A 25,219-nucleotide genomic window follows, 5' to 3' on the forward strand; every position below is an offset into this window, starting at 1 on the left:
TGATGAGTGGGCAAACCTTCATATTCTGCGTTGGGGCGACGAAGGCTGGCACGAGCTGGCTGTACGACTACCTCAATTCGCACCGGGAGTGTCAGCTTCCGGCCGTGAAGGAGCTTCACTATTTCGACGCGCTTGAGCATGGCAGCGGTGCGTGGCACCGCAAGCAGCTTGAAGAGCGGATGGAAGGCGTGCGTGCCAAACTGGCTGCGGACGACAATCCGAAGCCGCATCAGAAACGCCTGCTGAAGGATGGTGAAGACTGGCTGAACACGTTCGATGGGAAAACCCGTGACGACGACGCCTATCTGAACTTTGTCCAGAAAGCCTCGGGCGATGCCAAGCTGATCGGGGACTTCACGCCTGCCTATGGGATGCTGAAAGAAGCAACATTCCGTGCAATGGCAAGCCTGACCGACAAGGTGCGCTTTGTTTATCTGATGCGCGATCCCGTAGAGCGCATCTGGTCGAACATTCGCATGGTTGCAGGGCAGGGCGGACGCGCCAAGTTGGACGCCAAGATCAAGGGCGTTCTGGACGGAACGGCCACGAATATCCTAGAGCGATCGAACTATCGCCGCACCCTGAATCGTCTCAGCGCGGCCATGCCGACCGAGATGTTTCACATTGAATTTTACGAACGGCTGTTCACGCCTGACGCCATCGCGCGCCTTTGTGCCTTTCTGGGGATCACTCCGGAACCAGCACAATACGAACGTGTGGTGCATCGCAGTGTGTCGGCCGATTTGCCTGCGGCCCAACGGGCCCAACTTCAGGCAGCCCTTAAACCGCAATACAATTTCGTCGAGAAGTTCATGGGTGAGCTTCCGTCGGAATGGACCCAGAAGATGGTGAGCGTATGATGGACGGATCCAAAGACTTCGAAGACGCCATGACCGGCGAACAGAAGATCCGAAACTTTAACATCAACTTCGGGCCTCAGCACCCGGCAGCACACGGCGTGCTGCGCATGGTGCTTGAGCTGGATGGCGAGATTGTCGAACGGGCTGACCCGCATATCGGCCTTCTGCACCGTGGCACCGAAAAGCTGATGGAAAGCCGCACCTATCTGCAGAACCTGCCGTATTTCGACCGTCTGGACTATGTGGCCCCGATGAACCAGGAACACGCTTGGTGTCTGGCGATCGAGAAATTGGCCGGTGTCGAGGTTCCGCGCCGTGGTCAGCTGATCCGCGTGCTGTATTCGGAAATTGGCCGTATTCTGAACCACCTTCTGAACATCACCACGCAAGCGATGGACGTCGGTGCGTTGACCCCGCCGCTTTGGGGCTTTGTTGAACGCGAAGCGCTGATGGGCTTTTACGAACGCGCCTGTGGTGCCCGTCTACACGCAGCCTATTTCCGCCCCGGTGGTGTCCATCAGGACCTGCCACCCGAGCTGATCGACGATATCGAGACGTGGGCGCATCATTTCCCGTCGCGGATCAAGGATCTGGACGAGCTTCTGACCGAAAACCGCATCTTCAAGCAGCGGAACGCTGATATCGGTGTGGTGAACGAACAGGACATTCTGGAATGGGGCTTCTCGGGCGTGATGGTCCGTGGATCCGGTTTGGCATGGGATTTGCGGCGCGCGCAGCCCTATGAATGCTATGACGAGTTCGAGTTCCAAATCCCCGTCGGCAAAAACGGCGATTGCTATGACCGTTACCTAGTCCGCATGGAAGAGATGCGTCAGTCGCTGTCGATCATTCTGCAATGTGTTGAAAAACTGCGTGCCCCCGAAGGGCAGGGCGATGTGCTGGCCCGTGGCAAGCTGACCCCGCCCAAGCGCAGCGACATGAAACAGTCGATGGAAAGCCTGATCCATCACTTCAAGCTCTACACCGAAGGTTTCAAACTGCCTGAAGGTGAAGTGTATGCCGCCGTCGAAGCGCCCAAGGGCGAATTCGGCGTCTATCTGGTGTCGGACGGATCGAACAAACCCTACCGCTCGAAAATTCGCGCGCCTGGGTTCCTTCATCTTCAGGCAATGGACTATGTGGCCGGTGGCCACCAACTGGCTGACGTCGCTGCCATCATCGGCACCATGGACGTCGTGTTTGGGGAGATCGACCGCTAATGCTCCGCCGTTTGCATCATGAACAGCCCGAAAGCTTCGCTTTCACGCCCGCCAACCTTGCTTGGGCGGAAGGGCAGATCACGAAATATCCCGAGGGGCGCCAAGCCTCGGCGGTGATCCCGCTTCTGTGGCGAGCACAGGAGCAAGAAGGCTGGCTGACCAAGCCCGCGATTGAGGCTGTGGCTGACATGCTGGGCATGGCGTATATCCGCGTGCTGGAAGTCGCCTCGTTCTATTTCATGTTCCAGCTGCAACCTGTTGGATCTGTTGCGCATATCCAGATTTGTGGCACCACTGGCTGCATGATCTGTGGCGCGGAAGACCTGATCGCCATTTGCCGCGAGAAGATTGCCGACAAACCGCATGTCGTCTCGGATGACGGCAAGCTGAGCTGGGAAGAGGTCGAGTGCCTTGGATCGTGCACCAACGCACCGATGGCTCAGATCGGTAAGGACTATTACGAAGATCTGACATCCGAGAGCTTTGCAAAGATCGTGGACGAGCTTCGCGCTGGCAAAGTGCCGACGCCGGGCCCGCAGAACGGTCGCTATGCGGCAGAACCTCTGTCGGGTCTGACCTCGTTGACCGAGTATGACAGCGGAAAGACGCAGTATAACGCGTCGGTTCAGCTGGCCACCGACATCGGTGACACGGTCAAGCGCATCGACGGCACCGAAGTTCCGCTTCTGACGCCGTGGATCGGAAAAGACGGTGTCGTGGCTGGCCGCAACGCTGCTGCGCCGACGCCGAAAGCGCCCGAGACCGGCAAGACGGCTGCTCAGCAGACCAAACCGGCTGCTAAGAAAGCTGCGCCGAAGAAGGCCGCACCGAAGAAAACCGCCGCAAAAGCGCCTGCGAAGGCGACAAAAGCCGAAGCTGCCCCTGCAGCCACCGGTAAGGCGAAGAAACCACGTACCCTGAAGGCTGCCCGTAAGTCGGGCGCGGATGATCTGAAGCAGTTAAAGGGCGTTGGCCCCAAGCTGGAAGGTGTCCTGAACGGCCTTGGCTTCTGGCATTTTGACCAGATCGCCAAATGGGGTGCAGACGAGATTGCCTGGGTCGACGATCAACTGTCCTTCAAAGGACGGATTGAGCGCGACGGCTGGGTAGAGCAAGCCAAAACACTGGCAGAAGGTGGCGAGACCGAGTTCTCGTCCAAGGTCAAAAAGGGCAAGGTCTACTAAGCACCGCGTAGGAAATTCAGGTATGTTCGTGAACGTAACAGATCATAAGTGTATGAGAAGGCAGCAAAATGCCACCGCACCTGTGCGTTCAATAAGTGTGTCCAACATCAACAACAGGGATAAGGGACAATGAGTAACAATACCGGATTTTTTACCTGCAAACGGACCTGCTGGATTATCGGCGGGCTGATCGGATTTGCACTGTTTCTGATGATCTCGGGGATCATCGGTTTGATCGTCGGTGTGATTGCCGCAGTGGCTTTGGGCTTCTTCTTGCACAAGCTATTCTGCAGCGAGATTGAAGCGGCAGCCGCACAGCCTTCGCCTGCTGTTCCTGCAAGCGTCACGGCAGATGCCGAAGCGATGGCAGCTCCGGCCGCAGCTACGGATGCTTCGACTGCGGATGCATCAACCACGGCCGAAGCGATGGAGCCTGCAAAATTTGCCGATGTGGCAGAAGAGGCCCCATCAACCGAAGATGCGGCTCCGGTCGCTGCAGAGGCTCCCGTTGCTGAGGTAAGCAAGCCTGTAGCGGCGCCGGCTGCGAAATCTGCCAAGGCCAAACCTGCAGCCAAGAAGACAGCTGCAAAAAAGGCACCTGCGAAAAAGGCACCTGCCAAGAAAGCGGCGGCTAAGAAGCCTGCTGCCAAGGCTGCGGCACCTGCTGAACCTACAGGAAAGCCTAAAAAGCCCCGCACGCTGAAAGCTCCGCGCAAGGCTGGAGCAGATGACCTGAAACAGTTGAAGGGCGTAGGCCCGAAGCTTGAACAAACCCTGAATGGTCTAGGGTTCTGGCATTTTGACCAGATCGCCAAATGGGGCGCAGACGAGATTTCTTGGGTTGATGACAACCTAAGCTTCAAAGGCCGGATCGAACGGGACGGCTGGGTAGAACAGGCCAAGATCCTGGCTGAGGGCGGTGAGACCGAATTCGCGTCCAAGGTCAAAAAGGGCAAGGTCTATTAAGGAATGGAAATGGCAACCGACCCACAGAATAACTCGACTCGGCAGGGGCGTTTGGCGGCAATCGTCATCGCAGCGACCGGTCTGTTGTGGGTCGGGGGCACTTTCGCTGGCAACAGCCTTGGCTGGTCCATTCGGACTATGGCTTTGGTGGATATGTTGGCACTGGCCGGGTTCGTTTTCGGACTGGTCGTAACGTATCGGATCTGGCGTAACCGCCAGACGGATGAAGGATAAGAGCGAATGCTGCAGGATAAAGACCGGATCTTTACCAACCTTTACGGCATGCACGACCGCACCCTTGCGGGCGCGAAGCAGCGCGGCCACTGGGACGGCACGGCCGGGATCATCAAAAATGGCCGCGACTGGATCGTTGAGCAGATGAAAGCCTCGGGCCTGCGTGGTCGTGGCGGGGCGGGTTTCCCGACTGGCCTGAAGTGGTCCTTTATGCCGAAAGAAAGCGACGGACGTCCGGCTTATCTGGTGATCAACGCCGACGAATCCGAGCCCGGCACCTGTAAAGACCGCGAGATCATGCGCCATGATCCGCACACGCTGATTGAAGGCGCGCTGATCGCGTCCTTCGCGATGGGCGCCAACACTGCCTACATCTATATCCGTGGCGAGTTCATCCGCGAGCGTGAAGCTCTGCAAGCGGCCATCGACGAAGCTTATGACGCGGGTCTTCTGGGCAAGAACGCTGCGAAGTCCGGCTGGGATTTCGACCTGTTCCTGCATCACGGGGCAGGCGCTTATATTTGCGGTGAAGAAACTGCGCTGATCGAGAGCCTTGAAGGCAAGAAGGGCATGCCGCGCATGAAGCCTCCTTTCCCTGCGGGTGCGGGTCTTTATGGCTGCCCGACCACCGTGAACAACGTAGAAAGCATCGCTGTCGTACCGACCATCCTGCGTCGTGGACCTGAATGGTTCGCGGGCTTTGGTCGTCCGAACAATGCGGGCACAAAGCTGTTTGGCATTTCGGGCCATGTGAACAACCCCTGTGTTGTCGAAGAGGCCATGTCGATCAGTTTTGAAGAGTTGATTGAAAAGCATTGCGGCGGCATTCGCGGCGGCTGGGACAATCTGAAAGCCGTTATTCCGGGCGGATCCTCAGTGCCTTGCGTACGTGCTGAGAACATGCGCGATGCGATCATGGACTTCGACTATCTGCGTGGCGAGCTGGGCTCGGGCCTTGGCACCGCTGCTGTGATCGTCATGGACCAATCCACCGACATCATCAAAGCCATCTGGCGTCTGTCTAAATTCTACAAACACGAAAGCTGCGGCCAGTGTACGCCGTGCCGTGAAGGCACTGGCTGGATGATGCGCGTGATGGATCGTCTGGTGAAGGGCGAGGCCGATGTCGAGGAAATCGACATGCTGTGGGATGTGACCAAGCAGGTCGAAGGCCACACCATCTGTGCTCTGGGGGACGCGGCTGCATGGCCGATCCAGGGTCTGATCCGTAACTTCCGCGACGAGATCGAAGATCGCATTCGTGTGAACAAGCAAGGAAAGGTCAGCATCGCTGCTGAGTAAGTACATGGTTCAATCGAAGTACATAGGCGCGCTTTTGGGAACGGCACTTGTGCTAAACCTTTCTGCCTGTAACACACGCACAATTCCGCTGCCAAAGACGCAGTACGATCTGTCGTCGGGTGAGGATGGTCAGATCGAGAAATCGGGTGTTACCTATCACTATCGGTTCGCCAATTATGCGGCAGGAGCCGGCATGGCGCTTGTCTGCACCGGCGACGACACCCAGTCTGCCGAGTTGCAGGACACGGATATTGAACAGGGTGGGATCACGCTGCTTAGCTTGAAGGGGCAGGACGTCCCCGTGACAACGTGTGCAGAAGCTGCCGCAAACCTTACGACACTGTTTGACGTGGCCACGCAGGCCTGCACACTGATCGGCCGGACAATGCAGCCTGAAGAAATGTTGGCTCCGGTTTTCGTGACCGAGGACGGTTATGTTCATCTGCCGAAGGTCTGTGCATGATGAAGATTGTTGGAATGCATAACCCACTGAATACAGGCGCTTTTGCGTCCGTTTCGGCGTGTTGTTATTGCATGACAACGCCCGTCGTCCCCATCTCCTTTGTGAACAAAGGAGATTTGTCATGATGAGTATTCGCACTGTTTCTCTGGCCGCCGCTCTGACGGCTTTTGCTGGCGCTGGGATGGCTTCGGCCACCGACTATGGCACGCTGCGCACTGATAGCCGGATGCACAACGAACTTTTGGGCGCGTCCGTCGCCTATTTGCTGGATGAGAACTGCTCGGAACTGGGGCTGCGAAAGCTGCGCCTTCTGAACAAAGCGTTTTCGCTGCGCAAGCACGCTGTATCACTCGGGTACACGACCAACGAGGTCATGGCCTATGTGGACAGCGAAACCGAACAAGACCGTTTCCGCGCGATTGCCGAGCCTCTTTTGGCCAGCAAGGGCGTCGTGAAGGGGCAGGAAGAAACCTATTGCACGGTTGGTCGTGCCGAGATTGAAAAACGCTCTTTTGCGGGCTCGTTACTATACGAGCGCTGAGGGCATGAATGTGTGGGCACGGTGAAAACACCGGCCCATGGAACGAAAAAGGGACCGTGATGAGCGACCTGAAAAAGATCGTCATTGACGAACTGGAAGTCGAAGTGGACGGCGCGATGACGCTGATCCAGGCATGTGAAGTGGCCGGGATCGAGGTTCCGCGTTTCTGCTATCACGAGCGTCTGTCGATTGCGGGTAACTGCCGCATGTGTCTGGTCGAGGTCGTGGGCGGTCCGCCCAAGCCCGCAGCCTCCTGTGCCATGCAGGTGCGCGATCTGCGCCCCGGTCCGGAAGGGCAACCTCCGGTCGTGAAAACCAACTCGCCCATGGTCAAGAAGGCCCGCGAAGGCGTGATGGAGTTCATGCTGATCAACCACCCGCTGGATTGTCCGATTTGCGATCAGGGCGGCGAATGCGACCTTCAGGATCAGGCCATGGCTTATGGCATGTCCGGAACGCGTTTTAACGAGATGAAGCGCTCGGTCGACGATCTGGATCTGGGTCCGTTGGTTGGCACCGCGATGACCCGCTGCATCAGCTGTACGCGCTGCGTTCGCTTTACCTCGGAAATCGCAGGTATCACGCAGATGGGCCAAACCGGTCGCGGTGAAGATGCCGAGATCACAAGCTATCTGAACCAGACACTGGACAGCAATCTTCAGGGCAACATCATCGACCTCTGCCCGGTCGGTGCTCTGACTTCGAAACCTTACGCCTTCACCGCCCGCCCGTGGGAACTGACCAAGACCGAGACCATCGACGTGATGGACGCGCTTGGATCAAACATCCGCGTGGACACCAAGGGCCGCGAAGTCATGCGTGTGCTGCCGCGCAACCATGACGGCGTGAATGAAGAATGGATTTCCGACAAGACGCGTTTCATCTGGGACGGTCTGCGTCGTCAGCGTTTGGACACGCCTTATATCCGCGAAAACGGCAAATTGCGCAAAGCCACCTGGGGGGAGGCTCTGACGAAAACTGCCGAAGCGATGAAGGGTGCGACCAAGGTTGCCGGCCTGATCGGTGATCTGGCGTCTGCCGAGGCGACGTTCAGCCTGAAGACCTTGATTGAAGGTCTGGGTGGCAATGTGGAATGCCGCACCGACAACGCGCGTCTGCCAATTGGCAACCGTTCCGGTTACGTGGGTACTGCATCGATCGAAGACATCGACAGTGCCAAGTTCATTCAGTTGATCGGCACCAACCCGCGGGTCGAAGCTCCGGTTCTGAATGCGCGCATCCGTAAAGCGTGGCTGAAAGGTGCCGAAGTCGGTCTGGTCGGTGAAGCCGTCGATCTGACCTATGATTATGCGCATGTCGGGAATGACCGCGCCGCGCTGGAAAGCATCGTGGGCAAGGACTATGGCGCTGTGAAAGACGCACCCTCCGTCGTGATCGTCGGGCAGGGTGCCCTGCGTGAAGCTGATGGTCTGGCCGTTCTTTCGAATGCCATGAAACTGGCCGAGGACACGGGTTCCAAGCTGATGATCCTGCACACTGCCGCCGGCCGCGTTGGCGCTATGGATCTGGGCGCTGTTACCGAAGGTGGCATGGACACTGCGACTGCTGGTGCTGACGTCATCTTCAACATGGGTTCCGACGAGATCGAGATCGCAGACGGTCCGTTCGTGATCTATCAGGGTAGCCATGGCGACCGCGGTGCAATGCGCGCCGATGTGATCCTGCCGGGCGCTGCCTATACCGAGGAAAGCGGCCTGTTCGTGAACACCGAAGGTCGACCGCAGGTTGCCCTGCGCGCCAACTTTGCACCGGGCGAGGCCAAGGAAAACTGGGCGATCCTGCGTGCGCTGTCGGCTGAGCTGGGTGCGACCCTGCCTTGGGACACCCAAGCCGGCCTGCGCCGCGCAATGGTCGAAGCCGCTCCGGTTCTGGGCGGGGTGGATCAGGTGGCAGAAAACGAATGGCAGGCATTGCCGGTCGAGAAGATGGGCAACGCATCGTTCCGCTATGTGATTGGGGATTTCTATCTGACGAACCCGATTGCACGTGCCTCGGAAGTTATGGCCGAGCTGTCGGCGATGGCTCGCAATCGCGCAACACCTTTGGCAGCTGAATAACGGGACCCGTGCAGAACATGACCTCTCTTACGATCAAAGCAACATTGTATCGGCGGCTGCTGGGCGCGATGGCAATTGCCACCGTCCTGTCGTCTTGCGCTGTTCTTGATCGCGTGGGCGGGACTATGAAGAACGCGGTTGGTCTTGGCGATTGTTCGGTCCCTGCATCGAATGGCGGACTGGTCGAACAAACTGTGGATTCTTCTGCAGATGATCTGGCGAACGGCGACCGGACTGTTCTTTACACATCGGAAAACCAGCGGGCGAAGAAACCGGCTGGGTGCTGGTGGGCGAAATCACCAAGCCAGAAAGCCGTCGCTGAAGAAATGGGCGTCACCGAAGAAAAGCCCGCCAACAAAGCGGCAAGCACCGTCACAGCGAGCGCTGCTGGACTGACCGAAGACGATCGTGAAACGGTTGCGGAAGAAGATCCCGCATGGGGCATTTCGTATCTGGGGATCCAGACCGAACGTCTGGACGATGACTTGGTTCAGATCAATGTGCGCCTTGAAGGCGAAGTTCATAACGAAAATGTCGCGGCATATGCAGAATGTGCCGCCGCACAATACACGCTTAGTCGCGGCTATGGGTTCGCCCGGCACGTCCTGACGAGCGTGACACAGAAAGATAGCATCTGGACTGGCAAGTCTGTCTTTTGGGTGTCCGAGACACTTCCAGACGGCTTGATCACCATCGACGCGGCGGTGACGGCCCAGAGTTGCTTTGAAAACGGAATACCTACGGTCTGAGGGCATGAAGAGAAATGTATGAATTCTTCACCACAACAAACTTAGGCATCGCGCTTTTGATCATTGGTCAGTGTCTGCTGATCGTGGTCCCACTTCTGGTGGCGCTGGCCTTTCTGCTCTATTTTGACCGCAAGGTCTGGGCAGCTGTTCAGCTGCGTAAAGGCCCCAACGTGGTTGGTGCGTTTGGCGTGCTGCAATCCTTCGCGGATTTCCTGAAATACGTACTGAAGGAAATCGTGGTACCTGCTGGCGCGGACCGGTTTGTCTTCATGCTGGCGCCGATGTTGAGCTTCGTCTTGGCGATGGTGGCTTGGGCGGTAATCCCGTTCAACGACGGCTGGGTTCTGGCCGATGTGAACGTGGCGATCCTGTTCGTCTTCGCGGTTTCCTCGCTTGAGGTGTACGGCGTGATCATGGGCGGCTGGGCCTCGAACTCGAAATACCCGTTCCTTGGCTCGCTGCGCTCGGCAGCTCAGATGATTTCTTACGAAGTCTCGATCGGCCTGATCATCATCGGTGTGATCATCTCGACCGGGTCGATGAACTTCGGTGACATCGTGAATGCACAAGACGGCGCTGGCCTGCTGAGCTGGTACTGGTTGCCGCACTTCCCGATGGTCTTCCTGTTCCTGATCTCGGCTCTGGCGGAAACCAACCGCCCGCCGTTTGACCTTCCGGAAGCAGAATCCGAACTGGTGGCTGGTTATCAGGTTGAATACTCGTCGACCCCGTTCCTGCTGTTCATGATCGGTGAATATGTGGCCATCGTTCTGATGTGTACGCTGATCTCGATCCTGTTCTTCGGTGGCTGGCTGTCGCCTGTGGAAGGCCTGCCGGATGGCATCCTGTGGCTGTTTGCGAAGATCTTCTTCTTCTTCTTCGTCTTCTCGATGGTGAAGGCCATCACGCCGCGCTACCGCTATGACCAACTGATGCGCATTGGCTGGAAAGTCTTCCTGCCGCTGTCGCTGGGCTGGGTCGTGCTGGTCGCTTTCTTCGCCCAATACGGGGCATTCTGGGGCGCTTATGCCCGCTGGACTGTGGGGGGCTGATCAATGGCATTTGATTACGCACGCGCAACGAAGTACTTCCTGCTGACGGACTTCATCAAAGGGTTCCAGCTGGGGCTGAAATACTTCTTCTCGAAGAAGGCAACGATCAACTACCCGTTCGAAAAGGGCCCGCTGTCTCCGCGTTTCCGCGGTGAACACGCGCTGCGCCGCTATCCCAACGGGGAAGAGCGCTGCATCGCCTGTAAACTCTGCGAGGCAATCTGCCCCGCCCAAGCGATCACCATCGACGCGGAACCCCGCGATGATGGCTCGCGCCGCACCACGCGCTATGACATCGACATGACCAAATGCATCTATTGCGGTTTCTGCCAAGAAGCCTGCCCGGTGGATGCGATTGTCGAAGGTCCGAATTTCGAGTTCGCGACGGAAACCCGTGAAGAGCTGTTCTATGACAAAGCAAAACTGCTTGAGAACGGCGAACGCTGGGAAGCCGAAATCGCGCGCAACATCGAACTTGATGCGCCTTATCGCTGAGGAATGATCCCATGAACGACTTTTCCAAAAAATACGCTGAAATGCTGGAGCAGGGCACCTTGATGCTCCGCGCCTTCAACCCCGCGCTCGAGAAGTTCGTTCCCGAGGGTCTGGACAAGCTGATGCCCACCATGCCGAAAGACATGATGGACATGATGTTTGGCAATGCCTTCAACAAGGATGGTCTGGACACGAAAACCCGCATGCTGGTGGCCCTTGCCGGGCTGGTGGCGGCGGGCGCGCAGGCCGGGCCTCAGCTGAAAGTGACCGTGCGCCATGCTTTGGAAGCAGGCGCAACTGAAAAAGAGATCGCGGAAGTGATCTATCAAATGTCCATGTTGGGCGGCCTGCCGGCGATGAACCGGGCGCTTGAAGAAGCGCAAGCCGTCTTTGCCGAAAACGAGGAGGGGAACGCATGAGCGTTGCCGATTTCGCCTTTTACCTCTTTGCCCTGACCACCGTGGTCGGCGGGTTCTTTACCGTAATGGCAAGAAACCCCGTCCACTCGGTCCTGTGGCTGATCACTGCCTTCATCGGCGCAACGGGCCTGTTTGTCCTGCTGGGCGCCGAGTTCGTGGCGATGCTGTTGATGATCGTCTATGTGGGCGCGGTCGCGGTTCTGTTCCTGTTCGTCGTGATGATGCTGGACGTGGACTTCGCTGCCCTTAAGGCCGAGATGTCGAAATCTCTGCCGCTGGCGCTTCTGATCGGTGTGATCCTTCTGATGGAACTGGGTACGATCTTCGGCGTCTGGCAGTTTGCCGACGGGGCCGACGCCGCACGTGCAGCCGTCACCCCCGCACTGGATGTGGCCCATAACACCGAGGCTCTGGGCCAGATCCTTTACACCCAATACATCCTGCTCTTCCAACTGGCAGGTCTGATCCTGCTGGTCGCCATGATCGGCGCCATCGTCCTGACCCTGCGCCACCGCACAAACGTGAAGCGCCAGAACGTCATGGCCCAGATGCACCGCGACCCGGCCAAAGCGATGGAGATCATCGACGTGAAACCGGGGCAGGGGCTGTGAAACTGATGCTTGCTCTACTAGCTTCATCGACTGCGGCGAATGCGGAGGTCTGTTTCGTTCGGGATGAAGCCCCGAAGTTCACGCTCGACGGCGTCGAAGTTAACGAACATGTTTCGCTGTCGGAATCTGTGGGTTCGGATCCAATCCTTTGCAACGGCCAGGTTTTTTGGACGCGGAAACAGCAGCTGGATTCTCCGCTAGTTGGTTTTTCGAAAGATTTCGGTGGTGCGGAACCAATGCAGCACAGCTCTACCGAGTATGCGCTAGGGAGACCGTTGTGAAACCCAATAGAACAAAAAATGCTCCCGAGACCGGGAAACAGAAACGAGGGACGAAATGGTAGGTCTTGAACATTATCTCGCAGTTGGTGCGGCGCTGTTCGTCATCGGCATTTTCGGGCTCTTCCTGAACCGTAAGAACGTCATCATTCTGCTGATGTCGATCGAATTGATGCTTCTTTCCGTGAACATCAACCTTGTCGCGTTCTCGTCCTATCTGGGCGATCTGACGGGGCAGGTCTTCACGCTCTTTGTTTTGACCGTGGCCGCTGCTGAAGCCGCCATTGGTCTGGCGATCCTTGTCAGCTTCTTCCGCAACCGCGGCACGATTGCTGTCGAAGATGTCAACGTGATGAAAGGCTAACCAAGAATGGTACAGTTCATCCTTTTTGCCCCGCTTTTTGGCGCGTTGGTCGCTGGCTTCGGCCACCGGTTCATCGGAGACAAGGGCGCGCAGATCCTGACAACGGCTCTGTTGTTCTGGTCGGCGTTCCTGTCGTGGATCACCTTCCTTGGCCTTGGGTCCGAGACGCAGATCATCCACCTGATGGATTGGGTGCAATCGGGCAGCCTAAGCGTTGACTGGTCGATCCGTCTGGACCGCCTGACCGCGATCATGCTGGTCGTTGTGACTTCCGTCTCGTCGCTGGTTCACCTGTATTCCATGGGCTACATGGCCCATGACCCGCAGTTCGAGGGCGAAAGCTATCGCCCCCGTTTCTTCGCCTATCTGTCCTTCTTCACCTTCACCATGTTGATGCTGGTGACCTCGGACAACCTGCTGCAGATGTTCTTTGGCTGGGAAGGCGTAGGCGTGGCCTCGTATCTGCTGATCGGCTTTTACTATAAGAAACCTTCGGCCAACGCGGCGGCGATCAAAGCCTTCGTGGTAAACCGTGTGGGGGACTTTGGTTTCGCTTTGGGCATCTTCGGCCTGTTCTACATGACCGACAGCATCCGCTTTGACGATGTGTTTGCAGCAGCCCCTGCGCTGGCGGAAACCAACCTCCACTTCCTGTGGCGTGATTGGAACGCAGCCAACCTTCTGGCTTTCCTTCTGTTCGTCGGTGCAATGGGTAAATCGGCACAGCTGATCCTGCACACCTGGCTTCCCGACGCGATGGAAGGCCCGACCCCGGTGTCGGCCCTGATCCACGCGGCAACCATGGTGACCGCCGGTGTCTTCCTTGTCTGCCGCATGTCGCCCCTGATGGAATACGCGCCCGAGGCCACCGCCTTCATCGTCTTCCTTGGCGCCACCACCGCGTTCTTCGCGGCCACCGTGGGTCTTGTGCAAAACGACATCAAACGCGTGATCGCGTATTCGACCTGTTCGCAGCTGGGCTATATGTTCGTGGCCGCAGGCGTCGGTGTCTACTCGGTCGCCATGTTCCACCTGTTCACCCACGCCTTCTTCAAGGCGATGCTGTTCCTTGGTGCCGGTTCGGTCATCCACGGCATGCATCACGAGCAGGACATGCGGAACTACGGCAACCTGCGTAAGAAGCTGCCCATTACCTTCTGGGCGATGATGATCGGTACGCTGGCCATCACCGGGGTCGGCATCCCGCTGACCACCATCGGCTTTGCAGGCTTCCTGTCGAAAGACGCTGTGATTGAAAGCGCATTTGCAGGCACCAATGGCGGATACGCCTTCTGGATGCTGGTCATCGCAGCGCTGTTCACCAGCTTCTACAGCTGGCGCCTGATGTTCATGACCTTCTACGGCAAGCAGCGCGGCGACAAGCACACGCATGAGCACGCGCATGAAAGCCCGCTGGTTATGACCATCCCGCTGGGTGTTCTGGCCATTGGTGCGATCTTTGCAGGTATGATCTGGTACGGCCCGTTCTTCGGCAAAGAAGATAAAGTGAACACGTTCTTCGGGATCGAGGCTCATGCCTCGGCCACGCATGGCGAGGCTGCAGATAGCCACGGTGACGATCAAGCGGCAGATACGCATGCTGATGATACCCACGCTGACGAAGGTCACGCCACGGAAGAAGCGCATGCTGAAACCATGGCCGACCCCGACCATGCGGCTGTCGCGGCCGCCCATCACGGCGAAGCTCCGAAAGGTGCGATCTTCATGCACCCGGACAACCACGTCCTGCATGACGCGCATTATGTGCCGAAATGGGTCAAGGTCTCGCCCTTCATCGCGATGATCATCGGTTTCGCCACGGCCTTCTGGTTCTACATTTTGAACCCGTCGCTGCCCAAACGCCTCGCGGCCACATTCCCGCTGGTCTACAACTTCCTTCTGAACAAATGGTACTTCGACGAGATCTACGACATCCTTTTCGTCAAGCCAGCCTTTGCCATCGGACGGTTCTTGTGGAAACGCGGCGACGGCAACGTGATTGACGGCTTCCTGAACGGTGTCGCCATGGGCGTCGTGCCTTGGTTCACCAAACAGGCTGGCCGCGCACAGACCGGTTACGTCTTCTCTTATGCCTTCGCGATGGTCCTTGGCATCGTCGCCTTGGTGACAATCATGATTATCTTCAGCGGTGGAGCGCACTAATGAACAACCTGCTTTCCATCATTACCTTCCTGCCGCTGGTCGCGGCGGTGATCCTCGCGCTGTTCTTGCGCGGTGATGACGAAGCGGCCGGGCGCAACGCGAAATATCTTGCGCTGGCAGCAACTGTTGCAACCTTCCTTTTCTCGCTTCTTGTGATCATCGGGTTTGATCCCGCTGACACCGGCTTCCAGTTCGTGGAAGAGGGCGAGTGGATCATGGGCCTGAAGTATAAGATGGGCGTCGACGGGATCTCGGTCCTGTTCGTGATGCTCACCACCTTCATGATGCCGCTGACCATCTGGGCCAGCTGGGGCGTCACCTCGCGCGTGAAGGAATACATGATTGCATTCCTGCTGCTTGAAACCCTGATGCTGGGCGTCTTCATGGCGCTGGATCTGGTGCTGTTTTATCTGTTCTTCGAGGCAGGCCTGATCCCGATGTTCCTGATCATCGGTATCTGGGGCGGCAAGGAGCGTATCTACGCGTCCTTCAAGTTCTTCCTCTATACGTTCCTTGGCTCGGTCCTGATGCTGGTTGCGATGATCTATATGTTCGTCGACGCAGGCACGACGGATATTCCGACGCTGATGGCGCACAAGTTTGGCTCCGAAGACTTCAGCCTGCTGGGCATCCAGATCGTGGGCGGTGCACAGACACTTCTGTTCTTGGCTTTCTTCGCAAGCTTCGCAGTAAAAATGCCGATGTGGCCGGTGCACACCTGGTTGCCGGATGCACACGTACAGGCTCCCACCGCGGGTTCGGTCGTGCTGGCCGCGATCCTGTTGAAAATGGGCGGCTATGGCTTCCTGCGCTTCAGCTTACCGATGTTCCCTGTCGGGGCCGATGTCATGGCTTGCTTCGTCCTGTGGATGTCGGCGATTGCCATCGTCTATACATCGCTTGTCGCACTTGTGCAGGAAGACATGAAAAAGCTGATCGCCTATTCGTCGGTCGCGCACATGGGTTACGTGACCGCCGGTATCTTCTCGCTCAACCAACAAGGTTTGGACGGCGCGATTTTCCAGATGCTCAGCCACGGCTTCATCTCGGGCGCGCTCTTCCTGTGTGTAGGCGTGATCTATGACCGTTTGCACACCCGTGACATCGACGCCTATGGCGGCCTTGTGAACCGGATGCCGGCATACGCGCTGATCTTCATGTTCTTCACCATGGCGAACGTGGGCCTACCGGGCACCTCGGGCTTCGTGGGTGAATTCCTGACACTGGTCGGCATGTTCAAAGCCAACACCTGGGTGGCACTGATTGCGACCTCGGGCGTGATCTTCTCGGCCGCTTACGCGCTTTACCTTTACCGCCGTGTCGTCTTTGGCGACCTGATCAAGGAAAGCCTGAAGTCGATCACCGAGATGAATGGCCGCGAGAAAGCAATCTTCGCACCGCTCATCTTCATGACCCTGCTTCTGGGTGTTTACCCGTCGCTGGTCACGGACATCATTGGCCCCTCGGTTGAGGCGCTTCTGACCAACTTCCACGCCGCCGTTCCTGCTGACGCAGAGATGGCTCAGGCCGCAGCGCATTAAGGAGAGCGAAAGATGAGCTCTGTTGATATTCAAACGGTTCTGCCTGAGCTGACCCTTGCGGTCTATGCGATGGCGGCGCTTCTAGGCGCGGTCTATACGTCGAAGGACGGGCTGGCCAAGCTGATCACTTGGATTACCGGCGCCGTCATGGTTGTCGTGGCCCTGATGGTTGCAGGTGGGGACGGCAACACTGCTGCCTTTGGCGGTATGTTCCTGGACGACGCGTACTCGCGCTTCGCCAAGGTTGCGATCCTGCTGGCCGCCGCTGCGGTTCTGGTCATGGGCGAGGCGACTATGTCGCGCCGTGGCCTCTTGAAATTCGAGTATCCGATCCTCGTGACGCTCGGCACCGTGGGCATGATGGTCATGGTCTCGGCGGGCGATCTGATGACGCTCTATATGGGCCTCGAACTGCAGTCGCTGTCGCTCTACGTCGTAGCATCGCTGAACCGTGATAGCGTGAAGTCGACCGAAGCCGGTCTGAAGTACTTCGTGTTGGGTGCACTGTCGTCGGGTCTGCTGCTCTACGGTTCGTCGTTGGTATACGGCTATTCGGGCACGACGCTGTTCTCGGGCATCATCGAAGCCGCAAACCACGGTCAGGTTGGCCTTGGTCTGCTGATCGGTCTGGTCTTCGTAACCGCCGGTTTGGCCTTCAAGGTCTCGGCCGTGCCGTTCCACATGTGGACCCCGGATGTGTACGAGGGCGCACCGACCCCGGTTACCGCGTTCTTCGCCACCGCGCCGAAACTGGCGGCGATGGGTCTGTTTGCCCGTGTCCTGTTTGACGCATTCGGTCAGGCCGTTGGCGACTGGCAGCAGATCATCGCGCTTCTCGCAGTTCTGTCCATGTTCCTTGGTGCGTTCGCTGCGATTGGCCAAACCAACATCAAGCGACTGATGGCATACTCGTCGATCGCGCATATGGGATTTGCCCTGCTGGGTCTTGCCGCGGGCAGCGAATACGGTGTGCAGGCAATGCTGCTTTACATGGCGGTCTATCTGACCATGAACATCGGCACCTTCGCTTTCATCATGTCGATGGAGCGTGATGGCCGTCCGGTTACTGATATCTCGGCGCTGAACCAGTTTGCCGTGAATGACAAGCTGAAGGGTTTGGCGATGCTGATCCTGCTGTTCTCGCTGGCCGGTGTGCCGCCGATGCTGGGCTTCTTTGCCAAGTACGGTGTGCTGGTTGCAGCCGTTCAGGCTGGAATGGCATGGCTGGCGGTTGCCGGTGTGATCGCGTCGGTGATCGGTGCCTTCTATTATCTGCGTATCGTTTACTTCATGTATTTCGGCGAGGAAGGCGAAGGCGTCGAATTGAACATGTCGCCTGCTGCATGGGCCGCCCTGATGGGATCGGCTGCGATCATCCTTCTAGGCGTCGTGAACTTCTTCGGCATCGAAGGCGCCGCTGCCGCGGCCGCAGAAGCCCTTGTCAAATAACGCTCTGCCCAAATGGCCCGAAGGTGTTGAGAAACGCGTTCTGGCCAGTGTGGACAGCACCAATGAAGAGGCCCGGCGTATCGCGCCGGGCCTTTTGGGCCCCACATGGGTGTTTGCGCTTGAACAAACCTCAGGGCGTGGGCGCCGGGGCAGGCCATGGGCCGCGCCGCGCGGTCACTTCTCGGCCACGCTGGCGATGCGCCCAAACGAGACACCAGATCAGGTTGCGCTACGCAGCTTTGTTGCCTCCTTGGCACTTTACGATGCCTTCGCGACCGCCACTGGTCGCACAAGCGGGCTGTCACTGAAATGGCCCAATGACGTGCTGCTGAATGGCGGCAAGGTCGCGGGCATTCTGTTGGAAAGCGCAGGCGTCGCCGGTGGACAGGTCAGCCACATCGCTATCGGGATTGGCGTGAACCTGATCGAGGCGCCGCAGACCGAGCAGGTCGAAGCGACCGCCGTGGCGCCTGTCAGTCTGGCAGGCGAGACTGGTGTACAGCTGACACCAGAAGAGTTTCTGGGTTTTCTGGCCCCGGCCTATCAGCATTATGAGACCCAATTCACCACCTATGGGTTCGACCCTATCCGCGAGGCGTGGCTGGCCCGCGCCGCCCGTCTGGGAGAGGTGATTACCGCCCGCACAACTCGCGATGAATATGTGGGACGATTTGAAACAGTGGACGCGCAGGGTAACCTTGTCCTATCAACAGCAAAATCCCGCGAGGTCATCCCCGCGGCCGAGATCTTTTTCTGAAGGAGTGGCCCATGCTTCTGGCCATTGACTGCGGCAATACGAATACCGTTTTCTCGATCTGGGATGGCGACAAATTTCTGTGTACGCTCAGAACGTCGACCCACCATTCGCGCACTGCGGATGCCTATTTCACGTGGTTCTCGACGCTGATCAATCACTACAAGATTGATCCTGAAATCACCGGCGTGGTGGTCAGCTCGACCGTGCCGCGTGTCGTTTGGAACTTACGCGTCTTTGCGGATCGCTTCTTTGGCTGTCGCCCGCTGGTTGTCGGTAAACCCGATTGTCTTCTGCCGGTTGCTCCGCGCGTGGATCAGGGGACGACTCCCGGCCCGGACCGTCTGGCGAATGCGGTGGCAGGGTTTGAGCGCTATGGCGGCGACTGCATGGTGGTGGATTTCGGGACAGCGACGAATATCGACGTTGTGGCCCACGATGGCGCCTATATCGGCGGCGTGATCGCCCCCGGCGTGAACCTGTCGTTGGAAGCGCTGCACCAAGGGGCGGCGGCGCTGCCCCATGTGGACGTCACCCAACCTGACAAAGTCATCGGCACCAACACGGTGGGCTGTATCCAGTCCGGCATCTTCTGGGGCTATGTGGGCCTTGTGCAAGGGCTGGTGCAGAAAGTGAAAGACGAATACGGCCTTCCCATGAAGGTCATCGGAACCGGAGGGCTCGCGCCGCTCTTTGAACAAGGCGCGCATCTATACGATGAGATTGATGAAGATCTGACCATGCACGGGCTTGTGCGCATCTACGACTACAACAAGGAACAGGGCAACATATGAGTGCTGACCGTCTGATTTACCTCCCGCTGGGGGGCGCCGGCGAGATCGGCATGAACGCCTATGTCTATGGCTATGGCAAGCCTGGGAAAGAACGGCTGATCCTTGTGGATCTGGGCGTGACCTTCCCGGATATGGACACGACGCCGGGTGTAAACCTGATCATGCCCGATATCTCGTGGCTGGTTGAAAACGTTGACCGGCTGGAAGCGATCTTTATCACCCACGCGCATGAAGATCACGTGGGCGCGGTGGGGCGTCTGTACTCTAAGCTGAAAGCGCCGATCCACGCGCGTCCTTTCACGCGGTACCATGCGCAGCGCAAGCTGGAAGAGGCAGGGCAGGTGCCCGAGGTGGTGATTGCCGCCGATGTCTATCCGCAAGTGATCGAAGCAGGACCGTTCAAAGTCAGTTTTCTGCCGCTCAGCCATTCGATCCCCGAAAGCGCGGGTCTGGTCATCGATACGCCTGCGGGCCGTGTGGTGCATACGGGCGACTTCAAACTGGATGAAACCCCGGTTCTGGGCGATGCGTTTGACGAAGACCTATGGCGTGAAGTGGCGAAGCCTGGCGTGAAGGCCCTTGTCAGTGACTCGACCAACGTCTTTTCACCCGCGCCCGGCCGGTCCGAGGCTGAAGTCGGTCCGGAATTGACGCAGTTGATCAAGGACGCACCGCATATGGTCGTGGCGACCACCTTTGCCTCGAACGTGGCGCGGGTGAAGCAGCTGGCGGATGCGGGCAAAGCTGCGGGCCGCTCGGTCTGTCTGTTGGGTCGCGCGATGCGGCGGATGATTCAGGCGGGGATCGAGACATCGGTACTTCACGACTTCCCGACCACGGTGACGCCGGAAGATGCGCGCGATATCCCGCGCGAAAATCTGATGCTGATCGTAACGGGATCTCAGGGCGAGCGGCGTGCGGCCTCGGCGCAACTCGCGCGGGGCAAATATATGGGACTGTCGATGGCGGAAGGGGACATGTTCCTGTTCTCGTCCAAGACCATTCCGGGCAATGAACGCGGCGTGATCCGCATCATGAACGCATTCTCGGAGATGGGTGTGGAGCTTGTTGCCGAAAACGACCGTTATCACGTCTCGGGCCATGCGAACCGTCCGGATCTTCAGCGCGTGCACGAGATCATCAATCCGCAGATGGTCATCCCCATGCACGGCGAACACCGCCACCTGCGCGAGCATGCAAAGCTGGCCGAGCAGGGTGGTCGGACGTCCATGGTCGTGGTGAATGGCGCGGTTTGCGATTTAACCGGCGACGTACCGCATGTGGTGGAACATGTTGAAACGGATCGTATTTATTTGGATGGCGACATTCTGATCGGCGCGCTGGACGGGATCGTCCGCGACCGTATCCGGTTGGCGCTGAACGGTCACGTGATTGTAAACGTGATCTTGGATGGCAATGAACCACTGGGAGAACCCTGGGTCGAGCTAATGGGTCTGCCCGAGGTTGGACATTCCAACGCGCCACTTGTCGATGTGCTGGAAGAGGATCTTGGCCAGTTCTTGATGCGCGCATCCAACAAGACGCTGCGTGACGAAGACAAGCTGGGGGATGAGTTGAAACGCATTGCGCGGAAGACCACGAATGATGAGATCGGGCGCAAACCAGAAGTGACTATTGTGGTCAGCCGTTTGGAATAGTTCGATCCTAATCTCTAAATGAAAAAAACCGCGAAGCCTGATGGGGCTTCGCGGTTTTTTTCTTGTTCGTTGGGGGTGGCTTATCCCGCGCGACGTTCTTTAAAGCTTTTGGCGATGAATTCGGGCAGATGATCGCCCATGCCAACAACTTTGTTGCCACCACCGCGGTTGTTGCCACGGCCACGAGGTTTGTTACGCTCGTTACGCTCGTTACGCTCGTTACGCTCGTTACGCTCGTTACGCTCGTTGCGTTCTGGCTTGGCTTCAGGTTTCGGTTGCTCTGCAGGCGTGGCCTCGACGACCTCTTCTTTGGGCTTGTCGCTCCTACGCTTGCGGGCGGGCTTTTCAGCCTTTTCCTCGTCCGATTTAGCACGGCTGCGCTTGGGAGTTTCGTCTTTCAGCGGTTTGTCGGCCTTAAGCGGATTGTCGACACGCGGAACTTCTTTTTCAATCAGACGCTCGACAGCATCCAGGTTCTTTTCGTCACGCGGCTCGCAGATCATGATGGCTTTGCCTTCACGTCCGGCACGTCCGGTACGACCGATACGGTGAACATAGTCTTCCGCATGCCCCGGCACATCATAGTTGAACACGTGGCTTACATTCGGGATATCCAACCCGCGTGCAGCCACGTCCGAAGCGCAGAGGAATTGAAGCGTACCGGCGCGGAACCCGTCCAGCACTTCCATGCGCTTGGATTGTTCCAGATCGCCGTGGATCGGTGCAGCGTTATAGCCGTATTTCTTCAACGATTTCGAGCAGATATCCACGTCTGTCTTACGGTTGCAGAAGATGATCGCGTTGGTGCATTTTTCGCCTTCGCGGTCGATCAGCGCGCGCAGAAGTTTGCGCTTCTCACTGGCAGCGCGATCACGACGCGAGGGTTTGAACATGCACAATTCCTGCGTGATCGTCTCGGACGTGGTGGCCTGACGAGCAACCTCGATCCGTTCAGGATTTGACAGGAAGGTGTTGGTCACGCGCTCGATTTCGGGCGCCATCGTGGCCGAGAAGAACAGCGTCTGGCGGGTGAACGGTGTCAGGCCAAAGATGCGTTCAATATCGGGGATAAAACCCATGTCCAGCATCCGGTCGGCTTCGTCTACCACCATGATCTGCACACCAGTCAGCAGCAGTTTGCCTCGTTCGAAATGGTCCAGCAGGCGACCGGGCGTCGCGATCAGCACGTCGACACCACGGTCGATCAGCTGATCTTGTTCTTTAAAGCTAACACCGCCGATCAGCAGGGCTTTGGTCAGTTTTACGTGTTTTGCGTAAACGTCGAAGTTTTCGGCAACCTGTGCGGCCAGCTCGCGAGTCGGGCAAAGCACCAACGAACGCGGCATGCGCGCGCGGGCGCGACCACGTGCGAGGGCAGAAATCATAGGCAGCGTGAACGAGGCCGTCTTGCCGGTGCCAGTCTGGGCGATGCCCAGCACGTCGCGGCCTTCAAGGGCAGGAGGGATTGCGCCTGCCTGAATGGGGGTGGGGCTTTCATAGCCCGCTTCGTCAATAGCTTTCAGCACCTTGGGGCTGAGTTTCAAGTCAGAAAATTTGGTCATGTATGTCCTGTATCACGGACATCCTGCGCCCGTGCGGCTTAACGAGGGAGGCCCGTGTGGCGTGCGCTTTCGCGTCCCTCTCTGATGAGGATGTGCCTAAAGAAAAAAGGCGCTAGGGTCAATGACATGGGTCAGATTGCGTGATTTACGGACGAAATCTTGCCGTTGTTGCACGGATCACGCGCTTGGATGCAGCTTTGGTCGGTACCCAGCGCCTATTGTTGCCACCGTTGGGGCAGGGGTCAAAACCTCGACCATCGCATTGGGGCGGGTAATCGAGGAGCTATATCCTTGCGGGGTAAACTTACGCGCGTGGCCACCAAGCAACAGATGCGGTTGCCCGTCCAGCAGAACAAATGTCCCGTCAGGCAAATTTGCGCAATTGGCCTTGTGCTGGATTTGCTGTCGGTCGCGGGTCACGCGGGTCTTGTGCATCAGTCGATCCATCTGAAGATGCCCCATTTGGCCATGGGTCTCGGCCCAAGCGGCTTTGAAAGCCCGATAGGCGTCAGGGCGGCAATAGGCGCATGGGCGATGACCCGCGGCAAGTCCCACGGCTTCATCCAAGAAGAACAAAGGAGTCCAGGCACGCGCCGGCATGGGGCCGTGATAGCGACCCTTGGGGTGCGTCAGATCGCAGATGATCCAGTGCTGGTGTTTCCACTTCGAGGTGCCAAGCCGCCCGTCGGTGAAAGGAAGGATGCCGCGATTTCCGGTGAACATCCCACGCGCGCGCTCCGCCACGATCTCGCCCGTTGGCAAAACGCGGTTTTGCAGGGGCGAGGGGCGTGGCGGGCACATGGATTACACCATCATTTCCTTGGTGGCGGACAGTTTCAGGTCCGGATAATCACGTTCAACACGGTCGATATCCCATTGAAGACGCGTCAAAAACACTGGGTCGCCGTCATTATCATGCGCGATGTGCTGTTTGTTGGCATTCACCAGCTTTTCGACCTCGTCCTTTTCGCCGATAATCCATCGGGCCGAGGTGAACTGTGACTGCTCAAAGCGTACGGGCAGACCGTATTCCATCTCGATCCGGCTTGCGAGCACTTCGAACTGAAGCGCGCCGACGACGCCCACGATAAAGCCAGAACCGATGTTCGGCTTGAAGACCTTGGCGGCCCCTTCTTCAGCAAACTGCATCAGCGCTTTTTCAAGATGCTTGGCCTTCATCGGATCGCCCGCACGCACGGTTTGCAAGAGCTCTGGCGCGAAAGATGGGATGCCTGTGGCGCGGATCATTTCGCCTTCGGTCAACGTGTCGCCAATGCGCAGCTGGCCGTGGTTAGGAATGCCGATGATGTCGCCCGCCCATGCCTCTTCCGCCAGTTCGCGGTCCGAAGCTAGGAACAACACCGGGTTCGACACGGCCATTGGTTTTTTCGACCGCACATGGGTCAGTTTCATCCCGCGTTTGAAGTGGCCCGAGGCCAAACGCATGAACGCCACGCGGTCGCGGTGTTTCGGGTCCATATTCGCCTGAACCTTGAAGACAAAGCCCGCTACCTTCTTTTCCTCGGGCGCAATGGAGCGGGGATCAGCCTGTTGGGGCTGGGGTTCCGGGCCGTAATTCGCGATGCCCTGCATCAGTTCCTGAACACCGAATGAATTGATGGCCGAGCCGAACCAGATCGGCGTCATGTGGCCTTCCAGAACGGACTGCGGGTCGAGCTTGGGCAGAAGCTCTTTCGCCATCTCGACCTCTTCCAAAAACTTCTCAAGCAGATGTTCGGGTACATGCTCGGCCAGTTTGGGATCGTCCAGACCGTTGATCTCGATGGTCTCGGCGACGACGTTCCGGTCGGCGCGGTCCATCAGTTCAAGGCGATCATTCAGAAGGTCATAGGTGCCCATGAAGTCGCGGCCCATACCAATGGGCCAGCTGGCAGGGGACACATCGATGGCAAGGTTCTCTTGAATTTCATCAATAATATCAAATGTATCGCGGCTTTCGCGGTCCATTTTATTACAGAAGGTCAGGATCGGCAGGTCGCGCAGGCGGCAGACTTCGAACAGTTTCTGGGTCTGGCTTTCCACACCTTTCGCGCCGTCGATCACCATCACGGCCGCGTCCACGGCGGTCAGCGTGCGATAGGTGTCTTCCGAGAAGTCCGAGTGGCCGGGCGTGTCCACCAGATTGAAGCGGTACTTGCCGAAATCAAACGACATGGCCGAGGCAGAGACCGAAATCCCTCGGTCTTGTTCCATCTTCATGAAGTCGGATCGCGTGCGCCGTGCCTCGCCCTTGGCGCGCACCTGTCCAGCCATCTGAATGGCACCACCATACAAAAGGAATTTCTCGGTCAGGGTCGTCTTGCCGGCATCCGGGTGGCTGATAATCGCAAAGGTGCGACGGCGCGCAATCTCGGGCGGCAATTCGGGGCGGTTTGTGTTCGTATCCAACATGGGTCGCATATAGCGATGGGGGCAGGGTGGCGCAACATGCTGGTTGCGTTCCGGCTGTATGGACCGCTAG

General features: G+C 57.9%; 24 protein-coding genes. 21 read left to right on the top strand and 3 right to left on the bottom strand.

The window, feature by feature from the left end:
• Nucleotides 1–2 precede the first annotated feature (2 nt).
• The 21 genes from ACP15F_RS04485 (at nt 3) to ACP15F_RS04585 (ending at nt 21,175) form a co-directional block, all read left to right on the top strand.
• Nucleotides 3–860 carry a sulfotransferase gene (locus ACP15F_RS04485; RefSeq protein ID WP_424939634.1) on the top strand — a complete coding sequence of 286 codons (858 nt, stop codon included), beginning with the start codon at nt 3–5 and terminating at the stop codon, nt 858–860.
• Entirely contained in the window at nt 860–2,080 is a 1,221-nt protein-coding gene (locus ACP15F_RS04490) for an NADH-quinone oxidoreductase subunit D (RefSeq protein WP_424940940.1), read from the top strand. Before ACP15F_RS04485 ends, ACP15F_RS04490 begins: the two co-directional genes overlap by 1 nt.
• Entirely contained in the window at nt 2,080–3,264 is a 1,185-nt protein-coding gene (locus tag ACP15F_RS04495; RefSeq protein WP_424939635.1) for an NADH-quinone oxidoreductase subunit E, read from the top strand. Before ACP15F_RS04490 ends, ACP15F_RS04495 begins: the two co-directional genes overlap by 1 nt.
• A gap of 129 nt (nt 3,265–3,393) precedes the next feature.
• On the top strand, nt 3,394–4,230 hold the full coding sequence (locus ACP15F_RS04500) for an NADH:quinone oxidoreductase (RefSeq protein WP_424939636.1): 837 nt from the start codon (nt 3,394–3,396) through the stop codon (nt 4,228–4,230).
• Nucleotides 4,231–4,239: 9 nt separating this feature from the next.
• A complete protein-coding gene (locus tag ACP15F_RS04505) occupies nt 4,240–4,464 on the top strand; it encodes a DUF5337 domain-containing protein (protein ID WP_424939637.1) in 225 nt (74 codons plus the stop codon).
• 6 nt (nt 4,465–4,470) lie between these two features.
• Complete coding sequence (gene nuoF / locus ACP15F_RS04510; RefSeq protein ID WP_424939638.1) at nt 4,471–5,766, top strand: NADH-quinone oxidoreductase subunit NuoF; 1,296 nt, start codon at nt 4,471–4,473, stop codon at nt 5,764–5,766.
• Nucleotides 5,767–5,770: 4 nt separating this feature from the next.
• On the top strand, nt 5,771–6,229 hold the full coding sequence (locus ACP15F_RS04515) for a hypothetical protein (RefSeq protein WP_424939639.1): 459 nt from the start codon (nt 5,771–5,773) through the stop codon (nt 6,227–6,229).
• Nucleotides 6,230–6,350: 121 nt separating this feature from the next.
• Nucleotides 6,351–6,770, top strand: coding sequence for a DUF5333 domain-containing protein (locus tag ACP15F_RS04520; RefSeq protein ID WP_424939640.1), 420 nt, complete (start codon nt 6,351–6,353; stop codon nt 6,768–6,770).
• A 59-nt stretch (nt 6,771–6,829) separates the two neighbouring features.
• On the top strand, nt 6,830–8,848 hold the full coding sequence (gene nuoG, locus ACP15F_RS04525; RefSeq protein WP_424939641.1) for an NADH-quinone oxidoreductase subunit NuoG: 2,019 nt from the start codon (nt 6,830–6,832) through the stop codon (nt 8,846–8,848).
• Between the two features lie 17 nt (nt 8,849–8,865).
• The gene (locus tag ACP15F_RS04530) at nt 8,866–9,597 is read left to right on the top strand and encodes a hypothetical protein (protein ID WP_424939642.1); all 732 of its coding nucleotides are present in this window, start codon (nt 8,866–8,868) and stop codon (nt 9,595–9,597) included.
• Nucleotides 9,598–9,611: 14 nt separating this feature from the next.
• Nucleotides 9,612–10,649 (top strand): NADH-quinone oxidoreductase subunit NuoH, encoded by a 1,038-nt coding sequence (gene nuoH / locus ACP15F_RS04535; RefSeq protein ID WP_424939643.1) that lies wholly within the window; start codon nt 9,612–9,614, stop codon nt 10,647–10,649.
• A 3-nt stretch (nt 10,650–10,652) separates the two neighbouring features.
• A complete protein-coding gene (gene nuoI / locus ACP15F_RS04540) occupies nt 10,653–11,144 on the top strand; it encodes an NADH-quinone oxidoreductase subunit NuoI (protein WP_247090314.1) in 492 nt (163 codons plus the stop codon).
• Between the two features lie 11 nt (nt 11,145–11,155).
• Entirely contained in the window at nt 11,156–11,563 is a 408-nt protein-coding gene (locus ACP15F_RS04545) for a carboxymuconolactone decarboxylase family protein (RefSeq protein ID WP_424939644.1), read from the top strand.
• Nucleotides 11,560–12,174, top strand: coding sequence for an NADH-quinone oxidoreductase subunit J (locus ACP15F_RS04550; protein WP_424939645.1), 615 nt, complete (start codon nt 11,560–11,562; stop codon nt 12,172–12,174). Before ACP15F_RS04545 ends, ACP15F_RS04550 begins: the two co-directional genes overlap by 4 nt.
• Before the next feature lie 336 nt (nt 12,175–12,510).
• The gene (gene nuoK, locus ACP15F_RS04555) at nt 12,511–12,816 is read left to right on the top strand and encodes an NADH-quinone oxidoreductase subunit NuoK (RefSeq protein WP_108856011.1); all 306 of its coding nucleotides are present in this window, start codon (nt 12,511–12,513) and stop codon (nt 12,814–12,816) included.
• A 6-nt stretch (nt 12,817–12,822) separates the two neighbouring features.
• Entirely contained in the window at nt 12,823–14,979 is a 2,157-nt protein-coding gene (nuoL, locus tag ACP15F_RS04560; protein ID WP_424939646.1) for an NADH-quinone oxidoreductase subunit L, read from the top strand.
• A complete protein-coding gene (locus tag ACP15F_RS04565) occupies nt 14,979–16,520 on the top strand; it encodes an NADH-quinone oxidoreductase subunit M (RefSeq protein WP_424939647.1) in 1,542 nt (513 codons plus the stop codon). The genes nuoL and ACP15F_RS04565 overlap by 1 nt, the downstream gene beginning before the upstream one ends.
• Nucleotides 16,521–16,532: 12 nt before the next feature.
• The gene (gene nuoN, locus ACP15F_RS04570) at nt 16,533–17,969 is read left to right on the top strand and encodes an NADH-quinone oxidoreductase subunit NuoN (protein WP_424939648.1); all 1,437 of its coding nucleotides are present in this window, start codon (nt 16,533–16,535) and stop codon (nt 17,967–17,969) included.
• Between the two features lie 4 nt (nt 17,970–17,973).
• Entirely contained in the window at nt 17,974–18,726 is a 753-nt protein-coding gene (locus tag ACP15F_RS04575) for a biotin--[acetyl-CoA-carboxylase] ligase (RefSeq protein ID WP_424940941.1), read from the top strand.
• An 11-nt stretch (nt 18,727–18,737) separates the two neighbouring features.
• Nucleotides 18,738–19,517 carry a type III pantothenate kinase gene (locus ACP15F_RS04580; RefSeq protein ID WP_424939649.1) on the top strand — a complete coding sequence of 260 codons (780 nt, stop codon included), beginning with the start codon at nt 18,738–18,740 and terminating at the stop codon, nt 19,515–19,517.
• On the top strand, nt 19,514–21,175 hold the full coding sequence (locus ACP15F_RS04585) for a ribonuclease J (RefSeq protein ID WP_424939650.1): 1,662 nt from the start codon (nt 19,514–19,516) through the stop codon (nt 21,173–21,175). The genes ACP15F_RS04580 and ACP15F_RS04585 overlap by 4 nt, the downstream gene beginning before the upstream one ends.
• An 80-nt stretch (nt 21,176–21,255) precedes the next feature.
• Here ACP15F_RS04585 and ACP15F_RS04590 read toward each other — a convergent pair whose 3' ends face one another.
• The 3 genes from ACP15F_RS04590 to ACP15F_RS04600 all read right to left on the bottom strand — a co-directional run bounded on the left by ACP15F_RS04590 (nt 21,256) and on the right by ACP15F_RS04600 (nt 25,149).
• Nucleotides 21,256–22,737, bottom strand: coding sequence for a DEAD/DEAH box helicase (locus tag ACP15F_RS04590; protein ID WP_424939651.1), 1,482 nt, complete (start codon nt 22,735–22,737; stop codon nt 21,256–21,258).
• Nucleotides 22,738–22,914: 177 nt separating this feature from the next.
• Nucleotides 22,915–23,538, bottom strand: a complete 624-nt coding sequence (locus ACP15F_RS04595) for a hypothetical protein (RefSeq protein WP_424939652.1) — start codon at nt 23,536–23,538, stop codon at nt 22,915–22,917.
• 3 nt (nt 23,539–23,541) lie between these two features.
• On the bottom strand, nt 23,542–25,149 hold the full coding sequence (locus ACP15F_RS04600) for a peptide chain release factor 3 (protein WP_424939653.1): 1,608 nt from the start codon (nt 25,147–25,149) through the stop codon (nt 23,542–23,544).
• Between the last annotated feature and the right edge of the window lie 70 nt (nt 25,150–25,219).

Origin of the sequence: Aliiroseovarius sp. S253, from assembly GCF_049800855.1 — a bacterium.
GTDB lineage: Bacteria > Pseudomonadota > Alphaproteobacteria > Rhodobacterales > Rhodobacteraceae > Aliiroseovarius.

Bases quoted from the DNA above. Each gene is read 5' to 3' on its own strand.
- ACP15F_RS04530 (WP_424939642.1), top strand. From the start codon at position 8,866: ATGACCTCTCTTACGATCAAAGCAACATTGTATCGGCGGCTGCTGGGC.
- ACP15F_RS04520 (WP_424939640.1), top strand. From the start codon at position 6,351: ATGATGAGTATTCGCACTGTTTCTCTGGCCGCCGCTCTGACGGCTTTT.
- ACP15F_RS04585 (WP_424939650.1), top strand. From the start codon at position 19,514: ATGAGTGCTGACCGTCTGATTTACCTCCCGCTGGGGGGCGCCGGCGAG.
- nuoG (WP_424939641.1), top strand. From the start codon at position 6,830: ATGAGCGACCTGAAAAAGATCGTCATTGACGAACTGGAAGTCGAAGTG.
- ACP15F_RS04505 (WP_424939637.1), top strand. From the start codon at position 4,240: ATGGCAACCGACCCACAGAATAACTCGACTCGGCAGGGGCGTTTGGCG.
- nuoI (WP_247090314.1), top strand. From the start codon at position 10,653: ATGGCATTTGATTACGCACGCGCAACGAAGTACTTCCTGCTGACGGAC.
- ACP15F_RS04545 (WP_424939644.1), top strand. From the start codon at position 11,156: ATGAACGACTTTTCCAAAAAATACGCTGAAATGCTGGAGCAGGGCACC.
- nuoL (WP_424939646.1), top strand. From the start codon at position 12,823: ATGGTACAGTTCATCCTTTTTGCCCCGCTTTTTGGCGCGTTGGTCGCT.
- ACP15F_RS04485 (WP_424939634.1), top strand. From the start codon at position 3: ATGAGTGGGCAAACCTTCATATTCTGCGTTGGGGCGACGAAGGCTGGC.
- nuoF (WP_424939638.1), top strand. From the start codon at position 4,471: ATGCTGCAGGATAAAGACCGGATCTTTACCAACCTTTACGGCATGCAC.
- ACP15F_RS04515 (WP_424939639.1), top strand. From the start codon at position 5,771: ATGGTTCAATCGAAGTACATAGGCGCGCTTTTGGGAACGGCACTTGTG.
- ACP15F_RS04580 (WP_424939649.1), top strand. From the start codon at position 18,738: ATGCTTCTGGCCATTGACTGCGGCAATACGAATACCGTTTTCTCGATC.
- ACP15F_RS04565 (WP_424939647.1), top strand. From the start codon at position 14,979: ATGAACAACCTGCTTTCCATCATTACCTTCCTGCCGCTGGTCGCGGCG.
- ACP15F_RS04595 (WP_424939652.1), bottom strand. From the start codon at position 23,538: ATGTGCCCGCCACGCCCCTCGCCCCTGCAAAACCGCGTTTTGCCAACG.
- ACP15F_RS04550 (WP_424939645.1), top strand. From the start codon at position 11,560: ATGAGCGTTGCCGATTTCGCCTTTTACCTCTTTGCCCTGACCACCGTG.
- nuoH (WP_424939643.1), top strand. From the start codon at position 9,612: ATGTATGAATTCTTCACCACAACAAACTTAGGCATCGCGCTTTTGATC.
- ACP15F_RS04590 (WP_424939651.1), bottom strand. From the start codon at position 22,737: ATGACCAAATTTTCTGACTTGAAACTCAGCCCCAAGGTGCTGAAAGCT.
- nuoK (WP_108856011.1), top strand. From the start codon at position 12,511: ATGGTAGGTCTTGAACATTATCTCGCAGTTGGTGCGGCGCTGTTCGTC.
- ACP15F_RS04600 (WP_424939653.1), bottom strand. From the start codon at position 25,149: ATGTTGGATACGAACACAAACCGCCCCGAATTGCCGCCCGAGATTGCG.
- ACP15F_RS04495 (WP_424939635.1), top strand. From the start codon at position 2,080: ATGCTCCGCCGTTTGCATCATGAACAGCCCGAAAGCTTCGCTTTCACG.
- nuoN (WP_424939648.1), top strand. From the start codon at position 16,533: ATGAGCTCTGTTGATATTCAAACGGTTCTGCCTGAGCTGACCCTTGCG.
- ACP15F_RS04490 (WP_424940940.1), top strand. From the start codon at position 860: ATGGACGGATCCAAAGACTTCGAAGACGCCATGACCGGCGAACAGAAG.
- ACP15F_RS04500 (WP_424939636.1), top strand. From the start codon at position 3,394: ATGAGTAACAATACCGGATTTTTTACCTGCAAACGGACCTGCTGGATT.